Below are 1,499 nucleotides of genomic sequence, written 5' to 3' on the forward strand. Positions count from 1 at the left end.
TGCGCTGCGTCTCGACGAACTCGCGCTGCCGGCGCTGCGCCCTCAGCGCGAGGCCGTCGTCGATGCGCTCGTGGCCCTGTCTGCCGATGAGGACGAAGCGGCGCGTGTGCTGAAGCTCAGCGCCAAGCGCCGGCACGAGATCGCCGACAACGCGGCTCTGCGCGACGCGCCGACGATGCCCGCGATCGACCGCTACACCGGCGTTCTGTTCGATGCTCTGGATGCCGCCGGCCTCGACACCGCGGCGCGGTCGTGGGTCGCGGACCACGTGCTGATCCATTCGGCGCCGTTCGGCCCGGTCGGTGCGCTCGACGGCATCCCCGCATATCGCCTGGCGGCGGGAATCTCGATACCCGGACTCCCGTCTTTGCGTCGGGTGTGGGCGGATGCCGTCACCTCCGCACTGTCCGCTCTCTCGACGCCGTTCATCCTCGATCTGCGATCCGAGGCGTACGCGGCGCTCGGGCCTGTGCCCGCGGATGTCGCGAGCGCCTACGTCCGCGTTGTGACCGGTGGGGGAGAGGCGCCGGTTCGCGCGTTGAACCACTTCAACAAACACGCGAAGGGCGACCTGGTCCGGTCACTGGCGCTCACGGCCCCGACGATCGGGTCGAGGAACGATTTCGTGGCGTGGGGACGTCGGGCCGGCTGGGACATCCGCGAGGCCGCGGACGGAGAGCTCGCCCTATTCGTCTAGCACACCCGCGCGGTGGGTGTCAGGAAACACTCAGGTTCGCTACCATGTCACCCACCGGGAAACTCCCGCTGGCGCGCGTCTGCGCCATCATCGTCCGAAAGGATCGACGTGGACACCCTTCACCTCGCATACAGCGACCCCTACGGGGCGTCGGATGCCGCCGGGCTGGCAGCCCTGGGCGCCCTGTACGCCTTCTCGGCCGTCCTCGGTCTCATCGGCTACGCCATCACCGCTTTCCTTGCCATGAAGGTCTTCGAGCGTGCGGGAGTCGAGGGCAAGTGGCGTGCCTGGGTGCCGGTGTACAACTACATGGTCTTCGCCAAGCTCGGTGACGTCTCGCCCTGGGTCATCCTCGGAATCGTGATCGCCGGGGTGATTCCGATCCTCAACTTCCTCGCGCTGCTCGCCGGCATCGTCGTGCTCATCATGGCTTCCGTGCGCGTCAACGCGAAGTTCGGCCGCGAGTGGCCGATCCTGCTGCTGTTCCTCCTGAACGGGCTCGGCGTCTGGATCTGGCTCGGCATCCTCGGCTTCAGCAGCAACCGGTGGAACCCCGCCGCTGCCTCCCCGTCGCCGTGGGGCAACTCGTTCCTCGCCGACAAGACGGTCTGGAACGGCGTGCCCGTGCAGCCCGCGCAGCAGGGCGTCGGTGCGAACGCCGCCCCGCAGGGGTACGGCGCGCCCCAGGGCTACTCGGCGCCGCCGGCCGGCTCGACCCCGCCCGCCGCGGGCGCCACCCCGCCGCCGCCGGCCCCGCCCGCGACGGGAACGACCCCGCCGCCGCCCGCACCGCCGGCCGGCC

Annotated in this window: 2 protein-coding genes; both read left to right on the forward strand. The window is 70.3% G+C overall.

The genetic code is table 11. The features are described 5' to 3' along the window. The first annotated feature begins 4 nt into the window (after positions 1 to 4). Positions 5 to 697 carry a peroxide stress protein YaaA gene (yaaA, locus tag P2P98_RS17820; protein ID WP_275801598.1) on the forward strand — a complete coding sequence of 231 codons (693 nt, stop codon included), beginning with the start codon at positions 5 to 7 and terminating at the stop codon, positions 695 to 697. A 108-nt stretch (positions 698 to 805) separates the two neighbouring features. After that, a partial coding sequence (locus P2P98_RS17825; RefSeq protein WP_275801597.1) for a DUF5684 domain-containing protein occupies positions 806 to 1,499 on the forward strand: 694 nt, incomplete at its 3' end.

The sequence above is a fragment of the Microbacterium sp. Kw_RZR3 genome (assembly GCF_029222405.1).
Taxonomy (GTDB): domain Bacteria; phylum Actinomycetota; class Actinomycetes; order Actinomycetales; family Microbacteriaceae; genus Microbacterium.